The 18,439-nt window shown below is 73.2% G+C and carries 16 protein-coding genes; 10 read left to right on the top strand and 6 right to left on the bottom strand.

Features of this window, described 5'->3' with window-relative positions:
* Positions 1–70 precede the first annotated feature (70 nt).
* The gene (locus ACIQWX_RS23260; RefSeq protein ID WP_400874558.1) at positions 71–949 is read left to right on the top strand and encodes a MerR family transcriptional regulator; all 879 of its coding nucleotides are present in this window, start codon (positions 71–73) and stop codon (positions 947–949) included.
* A gap of 26 nt (positions 950–975) precedes the next feature.
* On the opposite strand, the gene ACIQWX_RS23255 is transcribed toward ACIQWX_RS23260, so the two are convergent.
* A complete protein-coding gene (locus ACIQWX_RS23255; protein WP_400874555.1) occupies positions 976–1,410 on the bottom strand; it encodes an SRPBCC family protein in 435 nt (144 codons plus the stop codon).
* 191 nt (positions 1,411–1,601) lie between these two features.
* Here ACIQWX_RS23255 and ACIQWX_RS23250 point away from each other — a divergent pair, with 191 nt between their 5' ends.
* The 5 genes from ACIQWX_RS23250 (at position 1,602) to fusA (ending at position 10,903) form a co-directional block, all read left to right on the top strand.
* Entirely contained in the window at positions 1,602–5,207 is a 3,606-nt protein-coding gene (locus ACIQWX_RS23250) for a discoidin domain-containing protein (protein WP_400874552.1), read from the top strand.
* An 87-nt stretch (positions 5,208–5,294) separates the two neighbouring features.
* The gene (locus ACIQWX_RS23245; RefSeq protein WP_400874549.1) at positions 5,295–6,935 is read left to right on the top strand and encodes a PucR family transcriptional regulator; all 1,641 of its coding nucleotides are present in this window, start codon (positions 5,295–5,297) and stop codon (positions 6,933–6,935) included.
* Between the two features lie 271 nt (positions 6,936–7,206).
* Positions 7,207–8,646: a M4 family metallopeptidase gene (locus ACIQWX_RS23240; protein ID WP_400874547.1), complete on the top strand. Its 1,440-nt coding sequence runs from the start codon at positions 7,207–7,209 to the stop codon at positions 8,644–8,646.
* 130 nt (positions 8,647–8,776) lie between these two features.
* Positions 8,777–8,905 carry a hypothetical protein gene (locus ACIQWX_RS23235; protein ID WP_400874544.1) on the top strand — a complete coding sequence of 43 codons (129 nt, stop codon included), beginning with the start codon at positions 8,777–8,779 and terminating at the stop codon, positions 8,903–8,905.
* 57 nt (positions 8,906–8,962) lie between these two features.
* A complete protein-coding gene (gene fusA, locus ACIQWX_RS23230; RefSeq protein ID WP_400874541.1) occupies positions 8,963–10,903 on the top strand; it encodes an elongation factor G in 1,941 nt (646 codons plus the stop codon).
* A gap of 173 nt (positions 10,904–11,076) precedes the next feature.
* On the opposite strand, the gene ACIQWX_RS23225 is transcribed toward fusA, so the two are convergent.
* Together ACIQWX_RS23225 and ACIQWX_RS23220 are read right to left on the bottom strand one after the other, a co-directional pair.
* Complete coding sequence (locus tag ACIQWX_RS23225; protein WP_400874538.1) at positions 11,077–12,276, bottom strand: cysteine desulfurase-like protein; 1,200 nt, start codon at positions 12,274–12,276, stop codon at positions 11,077–11,079.
* Positions 12,277–12,296: 20 nt separating this feature from the next.
* The gene (locus ACIQWX_RS23220) at positions 12,297–12,518 is read right to left on the bottom strand and encodes a hypothetical protein (protein ID WP_400874535.1); all 222 of its coding nucleotides are present in this window, start codon (positions 12,516–12,518) and stop codon (positions 12,297–12,299) included.
* Between the two features lie 110 nt (positions 12,519–12,628).
* Between ACIQWX_RS23220 and ACIQWX_RS23215 the strand changes: the two genes are divergently transcribed.
* Positions 12,629–13,879, top strand: a complete 1,251-nt coding sequence (locus ACIQWX_RS23215) for a glycosyltransferase 87 family protein (RefSeq protein WP_400874533.1) — start codon at positions 12,629–12,631, stop codon at positions 13,877–13,879.
* Here ACIQWX_RS23215 and ACIQWX_RS23210 read toward each other — a convergent pair.
* A complete protein-coding gene (locus tag ACIQWX_RS23210; protein ID WP_400874530.1) occupies positions 13,830–14,255 on the bottom strand; it encodes a DUF4383 domain-containing protein in 426 nt (141 codons plus the stop codon). The genes ACIQWX_RS23215 and ACIQWX_RS23210 overlap by 50 nt on opposite strands.
* 78 nt (positions 14,256–14,333) lie before the next feature.
* Here ACIQWX_RS23210 and ACIQWX_RS23205 point away from each other — a divergent pair, with 78 nt between their 5' ends.
* Positions 14,334–14,795: an SRPBCC family protein gene (locus ACIQWX_RS23205; RefSeq protein WP_400874527.1), complete on the top strand. Its 462-nt coding sequence runs from the start codon at positions 14,334–14,336 to the stop codon at positions 14,793–14,795.
* Here the strand turns inward: ACIQWX_RS23205 and ACIQWX_RS23200 are convergent.
* Both ACIQWX_RS23200 and ACIQWX_RS23195 read right to left on the bottom strand, forming a co-directional pair.
* Positions 14,765–15,961 (bottom strand): FAD-dependent oxidoreductase, encoded by a 1,197-nt coding sequence (locus ACIQWX_RS23200; protein ID WP_400874525.1) that lies wholly within the window; start codon positions 15,959–15,961, stop codon positions 14,765–14,767. The genes ACIQWX_RS23205 and ACIQWX_RS23200 overlap by 31 nt on opposite strands.
* Positions 15,958–16,392 carry a nitroreductase/quinone reductase family protein gene (locus ACIQWX_RS23195; protein WP_400874521.1) on the bottom strand — a complete coding sequence of 145 codons (435 nt, stop codon included), beginning with the start codon at positions 16,390–16,392 and terminating at the stop codon, positions 15,958–15,960. The genes ACIQWX_RS23200 and ACIQWX_RS23195 overlap by 4 nt, the downstream gene beginning before the upstream one ends.
* Before the next feature lie 54 nt (positions 16,393–16,446).
* Here ACIQWX_RS23195 and ACIQWX_RS23190 point away from each other — a divergent pair, with 54 nt between their 5' ends.
* On the top strand, positions 16,447–16,902 hold the full coding sequence (locus ACIQWX_RS23190) for a MarR family winged helix-turn-helix transcriptional regulator (protein WP_400874518.1): 456 nt from the start codon (positions 16,447–16,449) through the stop codon (positions 16,900–16,902).
* Positions 16,903–16,912: 10 nt separating this feature from the next.
* Positions 16,913–18,409 carry a cryptochrome/photolyase family protein gene (locus ACIQWX_RS23185; protein WP_400874515.1) on the top strand — a complete coding sequence of 499 codons (1,497 nt, stop codon included), beginning with the start codon at positions 16,913–16,915 and terminating at the stop codon, positions 18,407–18,409.
* The last annotated feature ends 30 nt before the right edge of the window (positions 18,410–18,439 follow it).

The raw sequence follows: 18,439 nt of genomic DNA, 5'->3' as shown, positions 1-18,439 counted from the left end.
TCCGCCGTGTCGCCCTCGGCCGGGTGATCCCGTCGTCGCTAAGCTGCGACGATCGAGGCGAAGGGGAACGGTGGAACCGAAGACCGTCGACGAGCCGTCCGGGGCGGGTGCCTGGGCGCCGGGCAAGGTCGCCGAGCTGCTCGGCGTCTCGCCGGTGACCCTGCGCAGCTGGAGCGCGCGCTACGGGATCGGCCCGTCGGCGGGCGGCGCCGGCCGCCACCGCCGCTACTCCGACGCCGACGTCCGCCGGCTGCAGCACATGCAACGGCTCGTCGGCCGCGGGATGCCGGTGCGCGAGGCGGCCGCGGCGGCCTTCGGCGGCCCGGCGGACCCGCCCGAAGTGCCGGCCTCCCGCCGGGTGCGCGAGCTCGAGGAAGCGGCCGGAGAGCTGCACTCGGCGTCGGTCGCGGGCCTGCTCGACGAAACGCTCGCCACGCTCGGCCCGGCGGCGGCCTGGACCGACGTCCTGGCCCCGGTCCTGCGCGGCCTGGGCGACCGCTGGCAGCGCGGCGACGTCTGCTTCGCGTCGGAGTGGGCGCTGACGACGGAGATCTCGCTGGCGTTCGAGCGGTTCAGCCGCCGTTTCCCGGCGGCGGTACCGGGACGGCCGGTGCTGCTGGCCTGCTGCCCGGCCGAGCGGCATTCGCTGCCGATGGAGGCCCTGCGCGCGACGCTCGCGGAGGCGGGGATCCCGGTGGCGTACCTCGGCCAGCTGGTCCCGGCGGAGACGGTCGCCGACCTGGCGGAGCGCATGGACCCGGTGCTGGTGCTGCTGTGGTCCCTGGCTCCGCCGACGGCCGACGACCTGCTGGCGAACCGGGTGCGTGATCTGGGGCGGGTGGTGGGGACCGCCGGGCCGGGGTGGGAGCACCTCGGGGACCGCGGGTTCCCCCGGGTGAACGACTTGGCCTCGGCGGTGGAGCTGGCGGTGGCGACCGCGCAGGTGTGAGCCGCGGTGGTCTGTCCGCGGCCGCGTCAGCCCAAGTTCTCCAGCGCCTTCGTCAGCTTCGGCACCACTTCGTCCCCGAGCCGCTCGAACTCGCGCTTCAGGAACGGCCCCGCCACCTTCGCCCACCCGTGGAACTCGATCGTCGCGCGGTACCGGACCGTCGTCCCGTCCGGGCCCGCCGACAACCCGAAGTCGTCCGTCGACGTCGCCGTCTTGTTCTTGCCCACGAACGTCACCCGGCCCGCGTCGCGGCGCGTCAAGCTGTAGTCCAGCTCCGTCTCGCGCCCGCGGAACTCCGAAACGTTGTGCCACCGCGCGCCGACCGCCAGCGGCCCTTCGTCGGTGCGCGTGCACTTCACCGTGCCCGGGTCCCACTCCTCCGTGTGGGCGAAGTCCGCGAGGTACGCCGCCACGCGCTCGACCGGCGTGCGCACCGTGAGCGTGCGTTCGACCTGGACCATCGGACCTCCCGGCGGGTTGCGGATTCGTCGCAACCGTATCGGGCACCGCTCACCGGGGCACGGCGAGCCACTCGCCGACATCGATGTCATTTTTCCTAATTCTTGTCCTCCTTGTCTTCTTGACGCTCCCAGCACGCTCGGCGGAAGCTTCCTGGCAACGTTGTCACCCCACTCCCGAACGGAGTTCCCCCATGGCGGAGGAGTACGGCATCGCCGCCGATGTCGAGCCGGCGGAGGTGACCGCCGTTTCGCGGCGGCACGTCCTGGCCGCCGGGACCGGGCTGCTGGCGGGGTTCGGCCTCGCGGCCGTCCTGCCCGGGGTCGCGTCCGCCGCCCCCGCCGTCGCCGGTGCGCAGGCGGCGAAGACCGACCTGGCCCTGTTCCGCCCGGTCCAGGTGTCCTCGACCGCGTACGCCGCCACCCCGGCCGAGTTCGCCGTCGACGGCCTCGCCCAGGTCGGCGTCCGGGGTTCCGGCTGGCGCGCCGCGCAAGGCGACGGCCAGTGGATCGTCGTCGACCTGCAGGGCCAGTGCCGGATCGACTCGGTCGTGCTGACCTTCGAGGCCCAGCCCGGCGATCCCGCCTTCGACGCGACCGCGTCCCGCAGCCACACCAGCGGCTTCGAGATCCTCTCCAGCTACGCCGTGTCGTTCGACCTCGACGTCTCCGGCGACGGCAAGGCCTGGCGCACCGTCCACCACACCGACGCCGGCACCGGCGGCGTCGTGACGATCCCGCTGCCGGCCGTCACCGCCCGCTGGGTCCGGTTCAGCGCCGGCAGCCGCTCGACGACCAACCCCCTGGGCCTCAACGGCTTCCAGGTCTTCGGCACCGGCCCCCGGAACCGGCCCGCCGTGCACGGCTGGACCAGCTTCCCGATCCGCCCGCACGACGACCCGCCCGCGCTCGCCGTCGCGGCCGACGGCACCGTGCCGCTCGAGTCCGGCTGGGTCCTCACCATGGACGACTGGGCGCCCACCGGCGACGGCAAGGCGCTCTCCGGCGGCACCGTCGACACCCGCGGCTGGCTCCCGGCGACCGTTCCCGGCACGGTCCTCGCGTCGCTGGTCGAGCAGGGCCAGCTGCCCGACCCCGTCTCCGGCATGAACCAGCTCCACGTCCCGGAGGCGCTGTCCCGCCACGCCTGGTGGTACCGCCGCCGCTTCGCCCTCCCGCGCGGTCTCGACACCTCGCCGGGCCGGCACGTCTGGCTCGAGTTCGACGGCGTCAACCACGAGGCGCAGATCTGGCTCAACGGCGCCGAAATCGGCACGCAGAGCCACCCGTTCGGCAGGGGCGCGTTCGACGTCACGGCGGCGCTGCGCCGCACCGGCGACCAGGCCCTCGCCGTGAAGATCTCGCCGATGCCGCGACCGGGCAGCCCGGGGGACAAGGGCGCCGACGGCAGCTCCTGGGTCGACGCGGGCAGCACGATGTTCGACAACTCGCCGACCTACCTCGCGGTGTCCGGCTGGGACTGGATGCCCGCCGTGCGCGACCGCGCCTCCGGTATCTGGGACCACGTCCGCCTGCGCTCGACCGGCGCCGCGGTCCTCGGTGACGTCCGCGTCGACACGAAGGTCCCGGACGCGAACACGGCCGAGGTGACGCTCACCGTGCCGGTGCGCAACGCCGCCGCGACCGCCCAGCGCGTCAAGGTCAGTGCCGCGTTCGGCCCGGTCGGCGTGTCGGCCACGGTCACCGTACCGGCCGGGCAGACCACCGACGTCGCGTTCCCGAAGCAGGTGGTGAAGAACCCGAAGCTGTGGTGGCCCAACGGCTACGGCGACCCGAACCTCTACGACCTGACGCTGACCGCGGCGATCGGCGCGAGCACCAGCGACCGCCGGACGGTCAAGATCGGCCTGCGCGAAGTCGGCTACCGGTACGACCTGCCGATCGTCATCGCCGACGGCCGCGCCACCCAGACCGTCGACCTCGCGCCGCAGACCGCCCGGTTCGTCCGGATGCAGGGCCTCAAGCGCGCCACGGGCTGGGGTTTCTCGCTCTGGACGATGTCCGTTGTGGACAGCGCGGGCACCGACGTGGCGCAGGGCAAGCCGGCCACTTCGCTGTCGGTCGCCGACGGCAACCCGCCCGAGCGCGCGTTCGACGGCGACCCGAACACGCGCTGGACGTCGGCCTACGACGACAACCAGTGGCTGCAGGTCGACCTCGGCGCCGCGACCACGTTCGAGAAGGTCGTGCTCACCTGGGAAACCGCTTACGCGGCGACCTTCAAGATCCAGGTGTCGGAGGACGGCGACACCTGGACCGACGCCGCGTCGGTGGACAACAGCCCGAAGCCGCTGACCTTCCTCGTCAACGGCGTCAAGGTGTTCGCCCGCGGCGGCAGCTGGGGCTGGGACGAGCTGCTGCGCCGGATGCCGGCCGAGCGGACCGACGCCGTCGTCGCCATGCACCGGGACATGAACTTCACGCTGCTGCGCAACTGGGTCGGCTCCTCCTACCGCCAGGAGCTGTTCGACGCCTGCGACAAGTACGGCATCCTGCTGTGGAACGAGTTCTGGGACGGCTGGTCGACCGACCCGGCCAACCACGACACCTTCCTCGCCCAGGCGAAGGACACCGTGCTGCGCTACCGCCACCACGCGTGCGCGACGGTCTGGTTCGGCTGCAACGAAGGCACGCCGCCGGCGGTGATCGACAACGCGCTGCGGGACATCGTCCACACGAACACCGACCTGCTCTACCAGGGCAACTCGGCGGGCGGCGTGATCACCGGCGACGGGCCGTACTTCTGGCAGGACCCGAAGCGGTACTTCACCGGCGAAGCGACCGGCGGGAAGTACGGGTTCTGGAGCGAGATCGGGCTGCCGACGGTGTCGGTCGTGGAGAGCATGCGCAACCTCGTCGGCAAGGACGACCCGGGCTGGCCGATCGGCGCGCCGTGGTTCCTGCACGACTGGTCCACGAACGGCAACCAGTCGCCGCAGAGCTACCTCGCCGCGATCGACGCGCGGCTCGCGCCGTCGACGAGCCTCGCGGAGTTCTGCCGCAAGGCGCAGTTCGTCAACTACGAGAACATGCGCGCGATCTTCGAGGCGTGGAACACCCGGCTGTGGGCCGACGCGACCGGCGTGCTGCTCTGGATGTCGCACCCGGCGTGGCACAGCACGGTGTGGCAGACCTACGACTACGACCTCGACGTCAACGGCAGCTACTACGGCGCGCGCAAGGGCTGCGAGGCCCGGCACGTCCAGGCCGACCTGACGACGTGGCAGGTTCGCGTCGTCAACCACACGCCGGCCGCGCTGAGCGGCGTGACGGTGACCGCGCGGCTGTTCTCCCTGGACGGCGCCTCGCTCGGTGCCCCGGTGCAGCAGAAGCTCGACGTCGCCGCGAACGTCGGTGCGCCGGCGTTCACCGTGCCGTTCGACGCCGCCCACCCGGACCTGCACCTGCTCCGGCTGACCCTGACCGGCGCGGGCGGCGAAGTGCTGTCGGAGAACACGTACTGGCGCTACCGCAGCGACGCGGCCATGCGCGCGCTCAACCAGCTCCCGGGCGCGCGGCTGACGTCGTCGATGAAGGCCGACGGCGACGCCTACACGGCGACGATCCGCAACGACGGGAAGACGGTCGCGGCGATGATCCGGCTGTCGCTGCGGGAGCGCAACGGCACCGACCGCGTCCTGCCGACCCGCTACGGCGACAACTACTTCTGGCTGCTGCCGGGGGAGAGCCGCACGGTCCGCGTCGAGCCCCGGCGGCGCGTGCCGGGCGCGCGGCTGCAGGTGGAGGCCTACAACGTGGCGGCGAAGCTGACGTCGTAGCCCGGTTGGTGCGGGCGCACGAATCCGAGAGGTGAATTCGTCCCTCCCGACGAACTAGGCTGGCGGTGTCCCGCCTAGCTTCGGGAGGTGCTCGTTTCGGTGAACCTGCGCCCGCACGCCAGCCTCGGCCGCGTCCTCGACGACCTGGGCGGCACGCTCCTGGACCTCGTCCTCGGGGACGCCGACCGGCCCGGTGGCATCGGCGGCGTCGCCATCCACGACCCTCTCGACGAACCCGCCCTCCCGCAGCACGCCCTGGTGCTGGGCGTCGGCCTCGCCGAACCCGGCGAAGTGGTGCGGCAGCTGCGGACCCTGGCCCGCCACGACGCCGCCGGGCTCGTGCTGCGCGCGCCGGTCACGGTGACGGCGGCGATCACGGCCGCCGTCGAGGAGTCCGGCGTCGCGCTGCTGAGCCTGGCCCGCGGCGCGTCGTGGGCCCAGCTCGCGGCGATGCTCCGGTCGCTGCTGGCCGAGGGCGACGTCGGCGACGCCGAACCCGAGACCCTCGCCGGGCTGCCGTCGGGTGATCTCTTCGCCGTGGCCAACGCGATCGGGGCGCTCATCGACGCGCCGGTCACCATCGAGGACCGGCGGTCGCGCGTGCTCGCGTTCTCCGGCCGCCAGGACGAAGCCGACCCCTCGCGCGTCGAGACCATCCTGGGGCGGCAGGTGCCCGAGCGGTTCTCCCGGATGCTGGCCGACCGCGGGGTGTTCCGCGAGCTCTACCGCAGCGACCGGCCGGTCTACGTCGACCGGCCGGAGGAGAGCCCCGACGGGTTCATGATCCCGCGCGTGGCCGTCGCGGTACGGGCGGGGGACGAGATCCTCGGCTCGATCTGGGCCGCGGTGCGCGAACCGCTGACGCCCGACCGCACCCAGGCGCTGTGCGACGCGGCGCGCCTGGTGGCGCTGCACCTGCTGCGCGTCCGGGCGGGTGCCGACGTCGAACGCCGGCTCCGCGCGGACCTGCTGAGCACCGCGCTCGAAGGCGGGGCGGCCGCGCGGGAAGCGTTGAGCCGCTTGGGTTTGGCGGACCAGCCGGTGGTCGTGCTGGCGCTGGCGGTGCTGGAGAACGGCGCCGAGGACGCGGAGGTCGCGACCGAGCGCCAGCGGCTGGCCGACGGCTTGGCGATGCACCTGAGCGCGGTCCACCCGCGCTGCGCGGCGGCGCTGGTCGGCGACACCGCGTACGGGCTGGTGCCGGTGACCCGCGACGCCGACGGCGAACGCCGCGCGCTGCGGATCGCGAAGGACTTCCTGGACCGGGTGGGCGACCGCGTCCGGGCGGTGATCGGGATCGGACCGGTGGCACGCAGCGCGGCGGAGCTGCCGGAAGCCCGCGACAGCGCGGACCGCGCGTTGCGCGTGCTGCGCTCGGGCAGTGGAGCGGGCCGCCGGGTGGCCGCGCTGGCCGACGTGCACGTCGAGGCGCTGCTGCTGGAGCTGCAGGACCTGGTGGCGGCCCGCGGCGACCGCCCGACCGGCCCGGTCGCGCGCTTGCTCGACTACGACGAGCAGCACCACGCCCATTTGGTCGAGACGCTGCGGGCGTGGCTGGACGCGTTCGGTGATGTGATCGCCGCGTCGGCGGCGGTGCACGTCCACCCGAACACGTTCCGATACCGGCTGCGCCGGCTGGCCGAGGTGGGCGGGTTCGACATGACGGACCCGGAGGCCCGGTTCGCGGCGATGCTCCAGTTGCGCGTGGTGGCGCCGCCGGCCAGCTGAGGTCGGCGAAACTCGGCCGACCGCTCGCGGCGAGCGTTCCGAGCCCGGCGGGTTCGTCGCGATCGTCCCGGAGGCGAGCCGCACCGCAAAGCCCACTTCCGCGCCATGGTCCCGCCGAAGCTGCCCTGTCCGAAATGTCGGTGATTAACTACCGACCTACGGCGCCCATGTGGTGACTTACCTACTTTCGACCGGTGTGCGACCCCATCGGGGCATGTGACCCTGCCTGAACTTCACGACAGGTGATCAAGCTTCCACGGAGGTGTACCGGGTGTCACGCAAACGGGTCATCGCAGGGACGGCGGCGGTGAGCGCGGCCGTCGTCGCGGTGTCGCTGGCCACGACCGGCTCGCCGGCCTACGCGACCATCGCGCAGCCGTCGATGCACGCGCTGAACTCCCTCGCGATGCCGTTCGGCAGCGTCGTGCGGTCGCAGCAGGAGATCGGCGGCGTGCCGGTGTTCGGCGGCCAGCTGGTCCAGCTGCGCGACAAAGCCGGCGCGGTCCTCGCGACCCACGGCCGCACCACGAAGAAGACCGCCGGCGCCTTCCCGGCAAGCGACGCCGGTGCCGCGGCCGCCGCGATCGCGGACGTCGCGAAGCGCACGGGCCTCGCCGCGGCCACCCTCAAGGCCGACGCGCCCCGCGCGTACTGGTACGACGCCACCCTCGGTGGTGCGAAGGGCGACGGCGTCGCAGTGCCGACCTACCAGGTCACCGTGCACGGCGCGAAGCTGGACGACAAGTGGACCGAGGTCGTCAAGGCCGGCACGAGCGACGTCGTGACGTCGTGGTCGGAGGTCCGCGAGGTCAACCGCGACGTCTGCGACGCCAACCGGAAGGTGGTCAGCGGCAGCACCGACTCCGTCCGCTGCGGCACCGCCTTCGACGTCACCCGCGAGGAAGGCGGCGCCGAGTCGAGCGTCGCCGATGTCAACAACGTCTACACCTTCTTCGGCCAAGCTTCGGACTTCTACCAGAAGTACGTCGACGTCGACCTCACGAACCTCATCGGCGCGGACTACTCCGACGGCGCCGGCAAGGCGCTGCGCGGCACCGTCCGGATCTGCGTCAGCGGCGAATGCCCGTTCGCGAACGCCTTCTGGGACGGCGAGCAGATGGCTTTCGGCGAGGGCGTCACCACCGACGACATCACCGGCCACGAGCTCACCCACGGCGTCACGCAGCACACGTCCGGGCTGAGCGGCGGCCAGGCCGACTCGATCAACGAAGGCCTCTCGGACGTCTTCGGCAAGTTCATCGGGATCACCTCCAACGACCCCAACGACACCGGTGACAACCGCTGGCTGCTCGGTGCGGGCTCGTCGCTGGGCGCGATCCGGAACATGAAGGATCCGCGCTCGTCGCTCAAACCGCAGCCGGACAGGGTCAACGGCCCGGGCTGGGACACGAACAACCCGGACGAGCACATCAACGACGGCGTCGTCAACAAGGCCGACTACCTCATCACCGACGGCGACACCTTCAACGGCCAGACCGTGCGCGGACTCGGCCTCGACAAGTCCGTCCAGATCTGGTGGGGCGTCGAGAACACGCTCACGCAGAGCGCGACGTTCAAGGACGTCGGCGAGGCGCTGAACTCCTCGTGCGCGGCGCTCGCCAAGGCCGGCACCGCGGGCATCACCGCCGACGACTGCACCCAGGTCGGCAACGCCGTGAAAGCCACGCAGCTGGACCAGGACCCCAGCTAGGCCACGCCGCCGCCGAAGGCCACTCCGGGACACCCGGGGTGGCCTTCGGCGCGAAATCCGGTTGGCGGGCCGGAAAGCCGCCGTTACGCTGCCCGCAGTCCGAGACCGCGTCGAACGGAAGGAGCCGGCCGTGGTGGTCGTCGTCTCCCGTTCGCGGTCCGAGGTGATCCTCGTGTCCCCGCACTCCCGGTGCCTGCCGCGCGGCTCGCACCGGCTCCCCGTGCCGCACGCCACCGTGTCACTCTCCACTGTGGACTGACCGGCCCGGGGCGGAATCGCGCCGCCACCCACCGGATCGTCCACAGAGGACAGCGCCATGCGCACGCACGACCTGACCACCGTCCGCAACCTGGGCATCCTCGCCCACGTCGACGCGGGCAAGACCACCGTCACCGAACGGATCCTGCACGTCACCGGAGCCACCCACAAGACGGGCGAGGTCCACGACGGCACCACCGTCACCGACTTCGACCCGCAGGAACGCGACCGCGGCATCACGATCTTCGCCGCGGCCGTCGGCTGCACGTGGCGGGGCCACCGCCTCACCGTCGTCGACACGCCCGGCCACGTCGACTTCACCGCCGAGGTCGAGCGGTCGCTGCGCGTCCTCGACGGCGCGATCGCCGTGTTCGACGCCGTCGCGGGCGTCGAGCCGCAGAGCGAAACCGTGTGGCGCCAAGCGGATCGGCACGGCGTGCCGCGGATCGCGTTCGTCAACAAGCTCGACCGCGCGGGCGCCGACCTCGACGCCGCCGTCGCGTCCATCCGGGAGCGGCTGCACCCGGCGCCGCTGGTCGTGCAGCTGCCGATCGGGCGCGAGGACGGCTTCGCCGGCGTCGTCGACCTGGTGCGCCCGCCGGCGGACGCCTCGGCGGAGGTGCGCCGGCGGCGCCGGGTGCTGGAGGAGGCCGTCGCCGAGCTGCACCCGGTGGCACTGGACGAGTTCTGCGCCACGGGGACGATTTCGGCGGAGACGCTGGAGAAGGCGTTGCGGGAGCTGACCCTCAGCGGCGACGGGCTCGTCGTGCTGTGCGGCGCGGCTTATCGCGACCGCGGGATCGAGCCGCTGCTCGACGCCGTCGTGGCCTACCTGCCGTCGCCGGCCGACGTCCCGCCGGTGCGCGCGGACCGGCCCGCCGACCCAGCGGCGCTGCTGGCCGCGCTGGTGTTCAAGGTGGTCGCGACGGCCACCGGGCGGCTGACGTACGTGCGCGTGTACTCGGGAACGCTGCGGAAGGGGGACCGGGTGCGCGACGGCGAGCGCGTCGAACGCGTCGCGCGGGTCCTGCGCGTGCAGGCCGACCGGCAGTCCGAAGTGGACAGCGCGGTGGCCGGTGACGTCGTCGCTCTCGCGGGACCGAAGTCGGCCCGCGTCGGGGCGACCTTCACCGCGCCCGGTGACTCGCTGCTGCTGGAGCCGCCGCCGACGGCGGACCCGGTGGTTTCAGTGGCCGTCGAAGCACGCCGGGCGGGTGACGGCGAGCGGCTGGCGTCGGCGCTGGCGCGGCTGGCGGAGGAGGACCCGTCGCTGGTCGTGCGGACCGACCCGGAAACCGGGCAGACGCTGCTGTCCGGGCTGGGTGAGCTGCACTTGGAGGTGGCGGTGGAGAAGCTGCGGCGTGACCGCGGGCTCGAGGTCGCGGTCGGCCGTCCGTCGGTCGCGCACCGCGAAACCGTGGTGCGCGGGGTGTCCGGGCTGCTGTACCGGCACGTCAAGCAGGACGGCGGGGCGGGCCAGTTCGCCCACGTGGTCCTGGAGGTCGAGCCGGCCGCCGAGGGGTTCGAGTTCGCTTTGGCGGTCGTCGGCGGCCGGGTGCCGCGCGAGTACGTCCGCGCGGTCGAGGCCGGGTGCCGGGACGCGCTGGCCGAGGGGCCGCTGGGCGGGCACCCGGTGACGGGCCTGCGGGTGGTGCTGACCGACGGGACGACCCACCCGAAGGACTCGTCGGACCTGGCGTTTCGCACGGCGGGTCGGCTGGGCCTGCGGGAAGCCCTGCGGGCGTGCGAGCTGCGGCTGCTGGAACCGGTCGCCGAGGTGGCGGTGACGGTGCCGGCGGACGCGGTCGGCGGCGTGCTCGGCGACCTCGCGGCCCGCCGCGGCCGGGTGGCGGGTTCGCAGGTCCGCGCGGGCACGGCAGTGGTGACGGCGACGGTCCCGCTGGCCGAGCTGTTCGGCTACGCGAGCCGGCTCCGCAGCCGGACCCAGGGCCGCGGCACGTTCACGGCCCGCCCATCGGGCTACGCCCCAGCGCCGTAGAGCAGGGGCCGGCCCAAGCGCCCCAATGTGGCCTTGGTTGCGTCTCGCGCACCCAAGGCGGCCTTCGGTGCGTCTGACGCACCGAAGGCCACATTGGGGCGCTTCCGGTGGGGCGCTTCAGGCGGCGGCGAGCTGGGCCGCGGGGGCGCCGAAGCACCCAGCCGCGGGGGTGCTCAGCCGCGGGGGACCGAGGCCACTCCGGCCAGCAAGGCGTCGACGTCGGCATCTGTCGTGTACGGCGCGATCCCCGCCCGCACCGCGCCCGTGTCGCCGAGCCCGAGGTGCCGCGAACACTCGATCGCGTAGAAGCTCCCGGCGGGCGCATTCACCCCGGAAGCCCCGAGGTGCTCGTAAACCGCCTGCGACGCGACGCCGTCGACGGAAAAGAGGACCGTCGGGGTCCGATGACGCTCCGCCGCGCCGTACCGCGTGACACCCGGAAGCGACGCCAAGCCCTTGTCGAGCCGGGCGAGCAGCGCGTTCTCATGCTCCTCCAACTCGACGAACGACCGCACGAGCCGATCGCGGCGCGAGCCCGAACCCGGCACCAGCCCCGCCAGGAAGTCGATCGCCGCGGTCGTGCCGGCCAGCAGCTCGTACGGCAGCGTTCCCAGCTCGAACCGCTCCGGGACTGCGTCGCTCGACGGCAGCAGCTTGTCCGGGCGCAGTGTCTCCAGCAACGACGGCGCGGCCACCACCAAGCCCAGGTGCGGGCCGAGGAACTTGTACGGCGAGCACGCGTAGAAGTCGGCTCCCAGCGCCGTGACGTCGACCGCTGCGTGCGGCGTGAGGTGCACGCCGTCGACGTACAGCAGCGCACCGGCCTCGTGCACCGCCGCCGCGATCGCCGGGATGTCCGGGCGGGTGCCGAGCAGGTTCGACGCCGCCGTCACCGCCACCAGCCGCGTCCGCGGGGACAGCAGCCCGGTGACGGCGGAAGGCGCCAGCTCCCCGGTCCCGGGGTCGAAGGGTGCCCAGCGCACGGTCGCGCCGGCCGCCGAGGCCGCCTGCACCCACGGCCGGATGTTCGCGTCGTGGTCGAGCCGGGTGACGACGACCTCGTCGCCCGGTCCCCAGTCCTTGGCCAGCGTCCGGGAGAAGTCGTAGGTCAGCTGCGTCATGCTGCGGCCGAAAACGACCCCGGCCGGGTCCGCGGCGAGCAGGTCGGCGACCGCCTGCCGCGCGTCGGCGACCACCTCGCTCGCCCGGCGCTCGGCCGCCGTGACGACGCCGCGGTTGGCGATCGCGGCGCACAGCGTCCCGGCCACGGCCTCGCCGACGACGTCGGGAACCTGCGACCCGCCCGGACCGTCGAAGTGCGCGGCGGCGAGGGTGGGGAAGTGCTTGCGGATCGTCCGCACGTCGTAGCTCATGGCGCCAGGGTGCCAGGAACTCAGCGGTTGCGGGGGTGCTCGCGGGCCCGCCGTTCGTTGCCGTGCTTGTAGTTGCCGGTGGCCCTGGCCATCAGCAGCTGGCGGTCGTCACCGCGGTCGGCGGCGGCCAGGAAGCGCGCGGCGGCGGACCCGCGCAGCGTCCCGGCCGGGCGGCCGTGGTGGGTGATCGTGACGGTGCCGCGTTCGTCGACGCGGTAGGCGAAGCCGGTCGGTGTCCCCATCCGCCCAGGCTGGCACGGCGGGCAACCTGTTTTTCAGGAGCAGCGGCCCGGGTGCCGGTCCGGGGGTTTCCCGGATGGCGCCCGCGCGAGGACCCGACAGAATGCGAGAGATGATCAGAGGGGGACGAGGGGTGCGGGCCAAGCTCGGGAACGTCTACGTGCTGCTGGGGGCGCAGGTACTCGTCCTGGCCGTGCTGCTGGTGTCCTACAACGACGGCCGCCTGCGGTTCCCCGCCTACCGCGTCGACCTGGACGTCTACCGGCTGGGCTCGGCGGCGCTGCTGCACGGCGACGCGCTCTACGGCACCCTCCCGCCGACCGGCGACGGCCAGCTGCTGCTGTTCACCTATCCGCCGTTCGCGGCGGTCGTGCTGGCACCCCTGGCCGTGCTGCCGTACTGGGCCGCCTGCCTCGTGGTCACCGTCGGCACGCTCGGTCTGCTCGCGTTGGTGCTCGTCACGGTCCTGCGGGCGTTCGGTGCCCGAGCCGGCTGGCGCCGGGTCGCGGCGCTGCTCCTGGCCGCCGAGATCCTCGAGCCCGTGCTGCGCACGGTGTACGCGGGGCAGCTCGACCTGCTCCTGCTCGCCCTCGTCGTGCTCGACGTCCTCGTCGACACCCCGCGGTGGCCGCGCGGCCTGCTGATCGGGCTCGCCGCCGCGATCAAGCTGACGCCGGCGGTGTTCCTGCTGTACTTCCTCCTTCGCCGCGACACCCGGGCGGCGGTCACGAGCGTCGTCACGTTCCTGGCCGCGACGGCGCTGGGCTTCCTGCTGGCCGGCGCCGACTCGGTGCGGTACTGGACCGGCGCGCTGTGGGACACCGGCCGCGTCGGCGAGCCGACCTACGCCGGCGACCAGTCGCTGCTGGGCCTGCTCGCCCGCGCCGGCGTGCCGGCCGACGCGCGGACCGCGTGGTGGCTGCCGCTGGTGGCGGTGGTCCTCGTGCTGACCGCGCTCGGCGTGCGGCGCGCGCTGAACGCGGGGGAGAAGACGGTCGCGCTCGGCGTCAACGCCGTCGGCGGCCTGCTGGTCTCCCCGATTTCGTGGACGCACCACTGGGTCTGGGCGGTCGTCGTGCTGCTCGGCTGGGCGGAGCTGGCGCGCCGCACCCGGCGACGCGGGTTCGCCGCCGTGGCCGGTGTGGGCGCGGTGCTGTTCGTGGCCGGGCCGCAGTGGTGGTGGCCGCGCGGCGGCGAAGTCGAGCGCGACTGGACGTTCCTCCAGCAGCTGACCGGCAACGGCTACGTCCTCTTCGGGTTCGCCGTGCTGCTCACCGCCGTGCTGACCCGGTTCCCGCGAACCGAGGACGACTTCAGCGGCGCTGTTCCGGCCGTCGCCACAGCCAGCCCGCCCCGAGGATGAGCATGGCCGTGCCGAGCGCGAGGGCGAGGCAGATCGCGGCGGTGTTCATCGGCAGCACGTCGGTGACCGCCCGCGGCAGCGGCAGCAGCCCCGCGAGCCCGACGACGGCGTAGCACGCACCGGCGACGAGCAGGAACCGGGCGGCCCAGCGCGACGAGCGCGTGCAGAACACCGCGGTGGCACCCGTCAGCAGGTGCAGGAGCGCCCACAGCCCGGACACCGAGAACACCCCGAACAGCACGTGCGGGCCGCTGCCGTCGGCGACCCCCGACATCAGCTCCAGCGCCGCGAGCACGAGGAACAGCAAGCCGATCAGCATGCCCATGCCCTGCACGGGGGCGGGACCGCGCCGGGTCTCGGGTTCGGTGGCCGTCATGTTCACGAGGTTCCCCGCGCGGCGCCTTTTAATGCACCCCTCAAGGGGTAACCGTCGCATCGACGAAAGGGTGAGCCGATGACCGAGTACCGCCACACCGCGACCGCCGACATCCCCGCCGACGAGCTGTTCGCGTTCCTGAGCCATCCGGAGAACCTGCCGCGGTACTTCCCGGAGATGAAGGTGGCGCAGCCGCGGGGCGGCGACACTGTCCACGTCGAGGCGGAGGTGCACGGCCACCGCGTCGCGAGCGAGGCCTGGCTGCACACCGACCCGGCGACCCGGTCGCTGAAGTGGGGCGCGGAAGGCCCCGACGACTACCACGGCGAGCTGCGGATCGACGAGGACGGCCCGGCGTCGTCGGAGATCACCGTGACGCTGCACAGCGTCCGCGAGGCCGAGGGCGGCGAGGTCCAGCGGGGCCTCGAGGAGACCGTCGCCGCGATGACCCACGCCGCCAGCTCCGACGCCGACGTCGAAGCGGCCGAAGGCCAGGGTGGCTGGACCTCCTACGACGACAAGAGGGACTCGTCGAGCTGAGGCGGGAAGGGCCCGTAGGCGTTGCCGCGCGCGCCGCGGATGCGCACCGCGGGGACGGCGAACAGGAACTTGAGCAGGCCGGGGGGCGCGGTGCCGCGGCCACGGGCCCGCGCGGCTGCGGCCCGCCGCTCGACCTTCACCTGGTCGGCCTGGACGCGCTCGATCGCCGCGATCCGGTCGGCTTGGACGCCGGCGAGGTCGGCCGACGTGACCGCGCCCCGGCGGAGCGCGGGGACCAGGCGGTTCGCCGCGGCGACGGCGTCCTGGATCGCCATGAGGATCCCGTTGCCGCCGACGGGGGAGATGACGTGCGCCGCGTCGCCGAGCAGCAGCAGGCCCGGGCGGTGCCAGCGGTCGACGCGGGAGATGTCGACCGACAGCAGGGTGGTCTGGCCGAAGTCGGTGAGCAGGTGGGCGCGGTCGGCGAGCCACGGCACGCGGTCGCGCAGGAACGCGCGGATCGGCTCGACGCCGCGGTCGCGCAGCGCCGGGTACGCGCCCTTTTCGAGGCTGTAGCCGACCTGCCAGTCGTGGACGCCGCCGAGGACGCCGACGTAGGCGTCGCGACCGAAGTAGAGGTCGAGGTCGGCGTCGCGCGGGTCGCCGGGGGAGCGGGGGAGGCGGAACCAGAGCAGGTCGGTGGTCGCGCCGAGCGGCTTCGCGTCGAGGCCCGCCAGCCGCCGCACGGTCGAGAACCGCCCGTCCGCGCCGACGACGAGCGAGGTCTCCAGTTCGCCGCCGCGGTACCGGACGCCGGTCACCGTCCCGCCGTCGTCGAGGAGGTCGGTGACCTTGGCGTTCGTCCGCAGCGTGAACGCCGGCAGCGCGGCCGCCCGCTCGGCGAGGAAGTCGAGGAACCGCACCTGCGGCATCAGCGCGACGTAGCCGAACGGCGTGTCGAGGCGGTCGTAGTCGGCGCAGCTGTAGACGCCGGACGGCGTGTGGAAGCGGAACGAGCGCGCCTTGAAGTGGTCGAGCTCCAGGAGGTCCTCGGCCAGGCCGAGGCGGTCGAGCAGTTCGAGGGTGTAGGGGTGCAGCGAGTCCCCGCGGAAGTCGCGGTCGAAGTCCGACCGCGCTTCGAGCACGGTGACGTCGATCCCGGCGCGGGCGAGCAGGTAACCGAGCAGCAGCCCGCCGGGCCCGCCGCCCGCGATCGCGACGGTCACGCCGGGTCCAGGCGGAAGACGGCCATCCCGTCGAGGTGCTCGAGGATCTGGGCCGGGGTCGCGTCCTGCGGGACCGGGAACGCCTTGACGGCCCACGGCACCGACATCGCGGCCAGGTAGGTCGCGACCACGGCGGCGGCCTCTTCGCCGCCGACGGTCTCGGCCCGGCAGTCCTGACGTTCGCCGGCGGCGAGCAGCGCGCATTCCGGTGTTCCGAAGAGGTTCGCGACCCAGTCGCGGTCGCGCACGGGCGAGACGAGGTAGCGCCCGCCGTCCCGCGCGACGACGGCGAGCGGCACCCGCCGCGGCGCACCGGTGCTGCGGCCGCGGGTCTCGACGACGCGCAGCGCGTACCCGCCTTCGGGCGGGGCCTCGCCGGGGGCGTCGATCAGCTTGGCGGTCATTTCGGCGTTCATCGCTCGCACGTCCACCCGCTCCACGGTAGCAAAACTAGCTAGATTGTCTAGCTACCTTAGAATGGGCGGGTGGAAGACGGTGTGGCGCTCCGGGTGAACCTCGCCCTGCGGGACCTGCTGGCGCTCGCCCACGACGTCCAGCTGGCGCTGGCCCGCCGCCTGGGCCTCGGCGCGACCGACGTGCAGGCACTGCAGCACCTGGCCGCGGGCACCCCGATGGGCACGGTCGACCTGGCGCACGCGCTGAAGATCCGCTCGGCCTCGGCGACCGTGCTGGTCGACCGGCTGGAGGCGGCGGGCCACGTCCGCCGCGACCGCCACCCGAGCGACGGACGGCGGGTCACCCTGGTGGTGGCGGAGGCGGCGCGTGCCGAAGTTCGGGCAGCGCTGGCCCCGCTGGTGGACGCGGTGACGCGGTTGACCGAGGAGCTGGCGCCGGAGCAGGCCGAGGTGGTGGCGAAGTTCCTCGGTGACACCACGGACGTGTTGCGCGCGTACGCTGCGGAGCCTCACGAACCGGGTTAGCGTTCCGCCCATGCGAGACGAGCCCGCGCTCTGGCTGTTCGCCGACCAGCTCGGGCCGCACTTCCACGGCACTCCGGAGCACCGCGGCCGGGACGTGCTGCTCATCCGGTCGGCCGCCGCCTTCGCGGCCAAGCCGTTCCACCGGCAGAAACTGCACCTCGTCCAGGCCGCGCTCCACCGGCTGGCCGCCGATCTCGGCGACCGCGTCACCCTGATCGACGCGCCGGACTACCGCACCGGGCTGCGGCAGTTCGGCCGGCCGGTCGTCGTGCACGAGCCGACGTCGCACGCCGCCGACGCCTTCGTCCGGCGGCTGCGCGACGAAGGCGTCGTCACGGAAATCCTGCAGACGCCGGGGTTCGTGCTGTCCAAAGAGGACTTCAAGCTCTGGGCCGACGGACGCAAGCGGTTCGTCATGGAGGACTTCTACCGCGACCAGCGCCGGAAGTTCGGCGTGCTGCTCGAAGCCGACGGCGAACCCGAAGGCGGGCAGTGGAACTACGACCACGACAACCGGCAGCCGCCGCCGAAGACGACCCGGCTCGACGTCCCCGCGCCCTGGCACCCGCGGGAGAACGAGATCGACGACCGCGTCCGCGCCGACCTCGACGAAGCCGTCCGCGCGGGCAAGATCCACCCGGTCGGCGCCGACGGGCCGCGGCAGTTCGCCGTCGGGCACGACGAAGCCGTTCGCGCGCTGCGGCGGTTCCTCGACCACCGCCTGCCCGTCTTCGGCCCGCACCAGGACGCGATGCTCACCCACGACTGGGCGATGGCGCACGCGCTGCTTTCGGTGCCGCTCAACCTCGGCCTGCTCGACCCCCGCGACGTCGTGCGGCGGGCCGAGGAGCGCTACCGGTCCGGCGACGCGCCGCTGAGCAGCGTCGAAGGGTTCGTCCGGCAGGTGCTGGGCTGGCGCGAGTGGGTGTGGCACCTGTACTGGCACCAGGGGCCGGAATACCTGCGGCGCAACGCCTTGCAGGCGCGCCGGAAGCTGCCGGGGTGGTGGCGTTCACTCGACGCGGACGCCGTCGAAGCGGCCTGCCTGCGCACCGCGCTGGCCGGGGTGCGCGACCGCGGGTACGCCCACCACATCGAACGGCTGATGGTGCTCGGCAACCACGCGCTGCAGCGCGGGTACGACCCGGCCGAGCTGACGCGCTGGTTCGCCACCGCCTTCGTCGACGGCTTCCCGTGGGTGATGCCGGCGAACGTGATCGGCATGAGCCAGTACGCCGACGGCGGGGTCGTCGCGACGAAGCCGTACGCGGCGGGTGGCGCCTACATCAACCGGATGAGTGACCATTGCCCCGGTTGTGTGTTCGACCCGAAGAAGCGGACCGGCCCGGACGCCTGCCCGTTCACCGCCGGGTACTGGGCGTTCCTCGACCGCAACGCGGGCCGGCTGCGGGACAACCACCGGATGCGGCAGCCGTTGCGGGGCCTGGAAAGGCTGGCGGACCGTGACGAAGTCATCGCCCGAGAGGCTGATCGTCGCCACTTTTGATTTCACCTCATTGGGTGGCTAGCCGGACGG

The sequence above is a fragment of the Amycolatopsis sp. NPDC098790 genome (assembly GCF_044759945.1).
In the GTDB taxonomy this organism is placed as follows: Bacteria; Actinomycetota; Actinomycetes; order Mycobacteriales; family Pseudonocardiaceae; genus Amycolatopsis.
The sequence above is the reverse complement of the archived record's forward strand: the minus strand, read 5'-3'. Positions and strand labels throughout refer to the sequence as shown.